6 protein-coding genes and 1 tRNA gene are annotated in these 7,686 nt (G+C 68.9%); 1 reads left to right on the top strand and 6 read right to left on the bottom strand.

Features of this window, described 5'->3' with window-relative positions; translation table 11 throughout:
* The 3 genes from ACWC21_RS06635 to ACWC21_RS06625 form a co-directional block, all read right to left on the bottom strand.
* On the bottom strand, positions 1-832 hold an 832-nt coding region (locus tag ACWC21_RS06635; RefSeq protein WP_450878764.1), incomplete at its 3' end, for an ABC transporter transmembrane domain-containing protein.
* 108 nt (positions 833-940) lie between these two features.
* Positions 941-2,176 carry a cupin domain-containing protein gene (locus ACWC21_RS06630; protein ID WP_450878762.1) on the bottom strand — a complete coding sequence of 412 codons (1,236 nt, stop codon included), beginning with the start codon at positions 2,174-2,176 and terminating at the stop codon, positions 941-943.
* 58 nt (positions 2,177-2,234) lie between these two features.
* Positions 2,235-2,396: a hypothetical protein gene (locus tag ACWC21_RS06625; protein ID WP_450878760.1), complete on the bottom strand. Its 162-nt coding sequence runs from the start codon at positions 2,394-2,396 to the stop codon at positions 2,235-2,237.
* An 868-nt stretch (positions 2,397-3,264) separates the two neighbouring features.
* Here ACWC21_RS06625 and ACWC21_RS06620 point away from each other — a divergent pair.
* On the top strand, positions 3,265-3,816 hold the full coding sequence (locus ACWC21_RS06620; RefSeq protein ID WP_450878758.1) for a TSCPD domain-containing protein: 552 nt from the start codon (positions 3,265-3,267) through the stop codon (positions 3,814-3,816).
* A gap of 123 nt (positions 3,817-3,939) precedes the next feature.
* On the opposite strand, the gene ACWC21_RS06615 is transcribed toward ACWC21_RS06620, so the two are convergent.
* The 3 genes from ACWC21_RS06615 to ACWC21_RS06605 all read right to left on the bottom strand — a co-directional run.
* Positions 3,940-4,012: transfer RNA gene (locus ACWC21_RS06615), tRNA-Lys, on the bottom strand.
* 85 nt (positions 4,013-4,097) lie between these two features.
* Entirely contained in the window at positions 4,098-5,618 is a 1,521-nt protein-coding gene (locus ACWC21_RS06610; RefSeq protein ID WP_450878756.1) for an amino acid permease, read from the bottom strand.
* Between the two features lie 100 nt (positions 5,619-5,718).
* The coding region (locus ACWC21_RS06605) for a DEAD/DEAH box helicase (RefSeq protein WP_450878754.1) at positions 5,719-7,686 on the bottom strand (1,968 nt) is incomplete at its 5' end.

Here is a 7,686-nt window from a genome sequence, read left to right as displayed (position 1 = left end):
CACCGAAGGTTCCCGCCGTCCAGTAGACGACGACCGGCATCGCGGCCATGATCACCGAGATCACCGACTGCCGCCACCGGCCCGCCATCGAGGAACGCACGGTCAAGTCGGTGAGGGCCCGGGAGTGGCCGGCGAACTCCTGGGTGAAGGTCGCCGTGCGCCCCATCGTGCGACCGAGCAGGAAGCCGCTCACCGAGAGCGACTCCTCGATCAGCGCGAACATGACCGCGAGCAGTTCCTGCCGCTTCTGCGTGAGTTCCCGGCGCTCGGCTCCGACATTGCGGCTGATCCACGCGAAGAGGGGCAGGATCAGCAGTGACACGACCGTCAACCGCCAGTCCAGGGCGAGCATGGCCACGAGACTGGCACCGAGCGTCGTGACGTCGGAGACGAGTGTGGTGGCGGTACCGGTGACCGTCGCCTGCATGGCACCGATGTCGTTCGCGATCCGGGACTGCACCTCGCCCGTGCGGGTCGTGGTGAAGAAGGCCAGCGACATGCGCTGCAGGTGGGTGTAGACCGATTTCCGCAGGTCGTCCATGATCTGCTGGCCGAGGCGCACCGACAGGTACGTCTGGAGCACCTTGAGGGCCGTGCCCGCGACGACGAGCAGGAGCATCGCGGCGGACAGCCCGGTGAGCAGGCCGGCTCGTCCCTGGGGCAGCGCGACGTCGAGGATGGCCCGCAGCAGGAACGGCGGCACCAGGGAAAGCACCGCCGAACCCCCGACCAGCAGCAGGACCACGGTGAGTTGCGCCCGGTAGGGCACGAAGAGGTGAGCGATCCTGCGGAGCGGCGCCTTACCTCTTCCCGCCGAATCGTCCGACGCCATGCGCTTTCCCCTTGTCATGCCCTGCGTGTCGTGTGCGGCCCTGGGACACCTCGCCCCGTCGGGGGTGTGCCGACGGGGCCGGAGAGGTGCGGCTGGGATCGTGCTGGTTCAGCGGAGGGTGAGGAAGCCCTCCCGCAGGAGAGTGCGGATCAGCACCAGGCGGCCCGACTGGTCCAGCGTCCCCGGGATGGAGGACGGTGAGATCGGCTCGCCGTCGCTCGCGGCCACGTACGTGACCTCGTCGGCGACGTGGAGCGGGAATTCCACCGTCTTGTTGTGAAAGCTCAGCCTGACCCGGTCGTCGGTCAGCTTGAGGTCCCAGCGGAGGTCGGGGCGTCGGCGCAGCTTCGTGTCGGGGCCGATGTCCGACACCGCTTCCAGGTCCGTCAGGTGATGACGCAGCCGCGGCGGGCTGATGGACACGGCGCGGTCGACGGCATCGTCGATCGCCGCTTGCGGTGACGCCTGGTCGACGACCGACCGCAGGAGCTCCGCCAGCGTCTTCTCGGCCTGCTGTTGCAGCTCAGGGCTCCTGGCGAAGCCGTAGGGCAGTCCGGTCCGGAACCTGACGTCCTCGGCCGCGACCTTGGCGATGGCCTGCTGCAGCACGTAGGACCACAGGATCGGGTGAGCGCCGAGGGTGATGTGGACCGAGGCGGTGTCCGTGGAGGTGGCCGCGTGCACGGTTCCGCGGGGCAGGTAGAGAAGGCTCCCGGGGGTCAGGTCGATCTCCCGCTCCACATCCGGCACTTCGGGATCGGCGTGGTTGAACGGCTGGTCCTGGAACGGCAGCGGGTACGGCATGCCGTAGAGGCGCCACCGCTTGGTGCCGTGCACCTGCAGGACGAAGACGTCATGGGTGTCGTAGTGCGGCTTGAACCCCTGGGCCTCACCTCCCGGCGTGAGGTACACGTTCACCTGGAAGCGGGCACTGGCTTCGGCGCTCAGCGCCGTCGTCAACCTGCCCAGCGGGTCCCAGCGGCGTTCCATGGCGTTCAGCACGATGGTCGAGCCGCTTCGGTAGCGGTCGTACAACGCTTCGAGGACGGCCGTCCGGCCGTTCGGACCGTGGCCGCCGAGGTCCTGGACAGGGGTCTCCTTGCCGTCCGCCACCACACGGATGCAATCGAGGTTCGCCCCGGCGAGAGAGATCAGCTCGTCCACGTCGTCCAGCGTGAGGAGCTCCGCGTAGTAGTTCGGGTCCGCACGCTCGACCAGAAGCGGCTGGGTTTCCCAGTGGTCCCGACGAAACGTTTCGGGATCGATGGGGCTGATAAGTCGGGCCAGATCAAAGAAAGGCTGCGCGCCCGGCGCAGCCTTTCCCTGATCCGCAAGAATCGTCATGAAAACCTGAGTCTCCCTACGGAATCACTCAATTGCCAGGCGATAAAGACCGAATGGTTCAGTCGTTGTCGTCGACGTGGGTGGTGAAGCTGTCGTGCAGGCCGCTGTCGTGAGTGTCGTTGTCGTCCAGCGGGCCCCGGCTCCTGTCGTGCCGCCGCGCGGCTTCGACGCCGTCCGGGCGCACCACCGTGATGTCGGCCGGGTCGAGCGACTTGTCCATTTCTGTTTCCCCTCTTTGCAATGCGGTCAGAAGCTTGATCATCAAGTGATCGGTTAGAGATCCAAGCACACGGCCAATACCCGGGTCGCGTAACTTTCGAGTCAATCACGGCACGCGACCGGCTCGTCACAGAAAGGCAAAGGCGCAGCTGGGAGACCGCATGGGAGCATGCGGCAACTGCCGCGACGGACCCGAGGGGTGGCGGAGAACGCATGGGAGGTGACCGGATCTCTCCGCTCACAGAATCGATTCTTTGTCCAAACTATGCCAGGAATCGAAGTAACCGTGACCGGAAGCGCACAAGTGGAATTGAACAATCCGCAGGTTCTTCATTCTGACCTGCCGCAGGACATCTCCACGGAGTGTTTACCGGTGACGAAACGTTCACGTCGCGGGAATCGAAGGGGCGACGAATTCGCGTCGGCCGTCGCTCCGGATTCCGTACACCTTCACGGCAGGAACTTCATCTCCGCGAAGGCCGCACTCGGGCCCTCCGAACAAGGGCACGCCGGGAGCACGGTCAGCGCGGCACGGAGCCCGTCGTCGTTTCGGACCACACGGTGCGGCCCGCAGATCATGCTGCTGCGGGGGCCCGGCGGGCGCCATGGGCCAAGACCTGCTTCCGGGTTGGGCGAACACCTACCCGGAAGCGGGTCGGTGCCGTCACCGGGGTTGTCGGACAGGGGAGTTGGCCCACCGGCGGCGCGGCACCCGCTCCGGCGTGCCGGGATTGGTACCGATGACCTTCCCCACCTATGGTGAACCCCAACATGTTGTGGCCGCAGGAAAATTGACTCCCACATGTTGTTTGTTCAGCTGGGTGCACTCTGCCCGATTCGGCTACTGCGGACGAGGATTGAGGACGTTCATGACCGACCGATTCGGTGACGGTACGACACGGGCGACCGGCGACGAGCGGAGGCCGCCGAGTCCGGCCGCACCTCGCCCCCCGCGCCGTCTGCGGTCGACGACCCGGTCGTTCGCGGTCGGCGAGGGCAAGGGATACCTGACCGTCGCACTCACCCCCGACGGGCGGGTCGCCGAAGTGATGGTCCGCATGGCCAAGCAGGGCTCCACCCTCGCGGGCATGATGGACGCCTTCTCCACGACCGTCACCCGGGCTCTCCGACACGGTGTCCCACTCGAGGTGTTGCTGGCCGACTACGTCGGGATGCGCTTCGAACCCTCCGGCCTCACCAACGATCCGGACATCCGGCGAGTCAGCTCCGTCATGGACTACGTCGGTCGCCGACTGGCCCACGACCACCTGCCCTACGAGCTCCGGGCCGGCCTCGGCATCCTCACCGCCGAGGAACACGCCGCCAAGGCGACGATCGACGGAGTCGGCGACGCGGTGTGGACCGACCTCGTGGGCCTGTCCATGTCCGCGCCCCTGGTGGTGCGGCCACGCCGCGGCTGAGCCTGCGAGCACTCCACCGCAGCCGTGCGCCTGCCTGAGGAGAACGACGCGGCGCCCGGGCCGGCCGAAGCCGGCCCGGGCGCCGCACAGCAGGTCAGGGGCATGCCCCCCGACCGTCACCGGTAGGCCCTGTGGGACTCGAACCCACAACCAATGGATTAAAAGTCCACTGCTCTGCCAATTGAGCTAAGGGCCCAGGCGATGTCGCCTCCCCGAGCATAGCCGGAGCGGGCCGCGTCTCCGATCCGGTATCGGGGACGCGGGGCCCGAAGCGTCTGGGATCAACCGATTCGGGGGGTGTCGGGCTCCGGGACGCGGGTGCGGTCGTGGTCGGGGTTGAGGAACCAGTGACGGGCCGAGGCCAGCCACCAGGCCGCCGCGAAGCCGAGGACGACCAGGACGGCGACCGGGGCGTAGTTGAAGCTGGTCCAGGTGACCGGGGAGACCTGGGGCAGCATGAAGAGGACGGTGATGATTCCGACCCAGACCACCGACACCACACCGATGGGCTGCGACCAGCGGCCCAGGTGCCAGGGGCCCCGGGTGAAGGCGGCGCCCTTGCGGACCCGCAGCAGGGTCGGGACGACGTACGCGATGTAGAGGCCGATCACCGCGATGGAGGTCACCGCCGCGTACGCCGTGTTGTTGATGAGGTAGGGCAGGCCGAGGACCAGGGCGCCGGTGGTCGCCAGCCAGACCGCCGCCACGGGAGTGCGGGTACGCGGGCTCACGGTGTGCCAGACACGGGAGAAGGGCAGTGCGCCGTCGCGCGAGAAGGCGTAGATCATGCGGCTGTTGGCCGTCACCGACGCCATGCCGCAGAACAGCTGTGCGCCGATCACCACCAGGAGCAGCAGCTTTCCGGAGGTGGCGCCCAGCGCGTCGAGGAGGATCTGCGCCGGGGGCGCGCCGGTCGGGGACGCGAGCTCCTTGTCGTACGACTGGATCGCGAAGGTGAATCCGAGGAGGAGGACGAAGCCGGCTATCCAGGACGTCCAGATGGATCTGACGATGCCCTTCGGGCCGGCCGTCGCCGCGTCGTGGGTCTCCTCCGTCATATGGGCGGAGGCGTCGTAGCCGGTGAAGGTGTACTGGGCCATCAGCAGGCCCAGGAGGACCACGTACGGGCCGCTGCCCCAGCCGGTGTTGTCGACGAACTTGGTGAACACGAAGGACGCCGACTGGTGGTGGTCCGGCACGAAGGCCAGCGCGCCGACGATGACGGCCACCCCGAGCACGTGCCACCACACGCTCACGTTGTTCAGGAAGGCGACGATCCGGACGCCGAAGGTGTTCAGCAGGCCGTGCAGCAGCAGGACAGCGGCGAAGAGCAGGACCGTGCGGCCCGGGGTGACCTCGAAGTCGAACTGCAGATTGAGGTAGGCGCCCAGGAAGGACGCCGCGCCGAAGTCAATGCCCGCCGTCACCGCCACCTGGCCCAGCACGTTGAACCAGCCGGTGAACCAGGCCCACGCGGCGGCCGAGCGCGGCGGTGCCAGGCGGTGCGCCCAGAAGTACAGGCCCGCCGACGTCGGGTACGCGGAACAGATTTCGGCCATCGACAGGCCCACGAGGAGTGTCATCAGGCCGACCGCCACCCAGCCCCAGGTGATCACCGCGGGGCCGCCGGTGTTCATCCCGAAGAGGTAGAGGGTCAGACAGCCGGACAGGACCGAGATGATCGTGAAGGAGACGGCGTAGTTGGAGAACGCCGACATACGGCGGGCGAGGACCTGCGTGTAACCGAGCTGGGCAAGCCGTTCCTCGTCCGACAGCCCACTCGCATGCGCGTCATCTGTCATGCCCCCAGCGATTCCCTCCCCGGGGCCGTGACATGCGTCACAGATGACTGGAAAGGGCCCGTACGACCATGTCGTACGGGCCCTCGCAGCTCACTGGGCGTCAGCCGTTGCGCTTCCAGCGCGGCTTGTCCTCGCGGCGGCCGAAGGAGCCGCCGGTGCCGCGGTGGTCGTCACGACGGCCGTACGGGCGGTCGTGGCCGGAGCGGAAGCCCGGGCGGTCGTCGCGGCGGTCGCGGTTGAAGGGGCGGTCGCTGCCACGGTGGCCGGCACGGTCGTCACGGCGGAAGCCGCCACGGTCGTTGTCACGACGCTCGAACCCACGGCTGTTGTCGCGGCGCTCGAAGGGACGGCCGCCACGGTCGTCACGGCGCTCGTCACGGCGGAAGCCGCCACGGTCACCGTCGCGGCGGTCGTCACGGCGGAAGCCGCCACGGTCGTTGTCACGACGCTCGAACCCACGGTCGTTGTCACGGCGCTCGAAGGGACGGCCGCCACGGTCGTCACGGCGCTCGTCACGGCGGAAGCCGCCACGGTCACCGTCCCGGCGGTCGTCACGGCGGAAGCCGCCACGGTCGTTGTCACGACGCTCGAACCCACGGTCGTTGTCACGGCGCTCGAAGGAACGGCCGCCACGGTCACGGTCGAAGGAACGCCCGCCCCGCTCGTCCCGGCGCTCACGACGCTCGTACGACGAGGAAGCCGCGGGACGCTCCTCGCGCTCCGCCCGGTCGACGTCCTGCACGGCCGGCTGCTCCGGCACCGAGACCTCGGCGACGGCCTGCGCCTCGGCCTGCGCCTGGGCGACCGCGGCCTCCGGGTCCTCGCCCCGCTCCCGGGCGACCCTGGCGACCAGCCGGTCCGCCTCCTCGCGCAGCTCGGCGGCACGCCGCTGGGCCCGCTCCAGCTGCTTGGTGAGCTGGGCGACCTCGCGCTCGGCCTGCTGGGCGGCGTTGCCCGCCGACTCGGCCTGGACCTCGGTCATGGAACGGGCGCCGGTGATCTCGGCGACCTCCGGGTCGAAGGCGGCGCCGCCCTGGATGATGTGGCGCGCGGCGTCGACGCCGGCGTCCTCCATGAGGCGGAAGATCTGGCGCCGCTGGTGCGGCAGGGAGAGGGAGACCACCGTGCCGGTGCGGCCCGCGCGGGCCGTGCGGCCGGCGCGGTGCAGGTAGTCCTTGTGGTCGCCGGCCGGGTCCACGTTCAGGACCAGGTCGATGCCGTCGACGTGGATGCCGCGGGCGGCGACGTCGGTGGCGACCAGGACGTTGACGTAGCCGTCCTTGAAGTCGGCCAGGGTGCGCGTACGGGCGCCCTGGGTCATGCCGCCGTGCAGCGCGTCCGACTTCACGCCCGCCTCGCGCAGCTGCTCGGCCACGCGGTCGGCGCCGAGCTGGGTGCGGACGAAGATGATGGTGCGGCCCTTGCGGGAGGCGATCGCGGCGGTGACCGGCGCCTTGTCCTTGGGCTTCACGATCAGGATGTGGTGGGACATCGTCGTGACCGCGCCCTGTGCGGCGTCCACCTCGTGCAGGGCCGGGTCGTTCAGGTACCGGTCGACGAGGGTCTTGATCTCGTTCTCCATCGTGGCGGAGAACAGCATCCGCTGGCCGCCCGCCGGGACCTGGTCCAGCAGCTCGGTGACCTCGGGCAGGAAGCCCAGGTCGGACATCTGGTCGGCCTCGTCGAGGACCGCGATCCGCACGTCCTCGAGGGAGCAGGCGCCGCGGTTGATGATGTCGCGCAGGCGGCCCGGGGTGGCGACCAGGATGTCCACGCCCTTCTCCAGGGCGTAGATCTGGTTGCCCATCGACGTACCGCCGCAGACGACCTTCATCTTGAGGCCGAGGACGTCACCGTACGGCTGGAGCGCGTCGGCGACCTGCATGGCGAGTTCACGGGTGGGCGTGAGGATGACGGCACGCGGCTTGTGCTTCTCGGTGCGGCCGCCGGCCAGCGTGGCCAGGGTCGGCAGGCCGAAGGAGAGCGTCTTGCCGGAGCCGGTGCGGCCACGGCCGAGGATGTCCTTGCCGGCCAGGGCGTCCGGGATGGTCGCGGCCTGGATCGGGAA

The sequence above is a fragment of the Streptomyces sp. NPDC001348 genome, from assembly GCF_053597535.1.
Note: the sequence above shows the minus strand (reverse complement) of the source record. Positions and strands in the feature narration are given on the sequence as shown.

Coding starts and splice junctions, on each gene's coding strand:
- ACWC21_RS06625 (WP_450878760.1), bottom strand. CDS start 2,396: ATGGACAAGTCGCTCGACCCGGCCGACATCACGGTGGTGCGCCCGGAC.
- ACWC21_RS06620 (WP_450878758.1), top strand. CDS start 3,265: ATGACCGACCGATTCGGTGACGGTACGACACGGGCGACCGGCGACGAG.
- ACWC21_RS06630 (WP_450878762.1), bottom strand. CDS start 2,176: ATGACGATTCTTGCGGATCAGGGAAAGGCTGCGCCGGGCGCGCAGCCT.
- ACWC21_RS06610 (WP_450878756.1), bottom strand. CDS start 5,618: ATGACAGATGACGCGCATGCGAGTGGGCTGTCGGACGAGGAACGGCTT.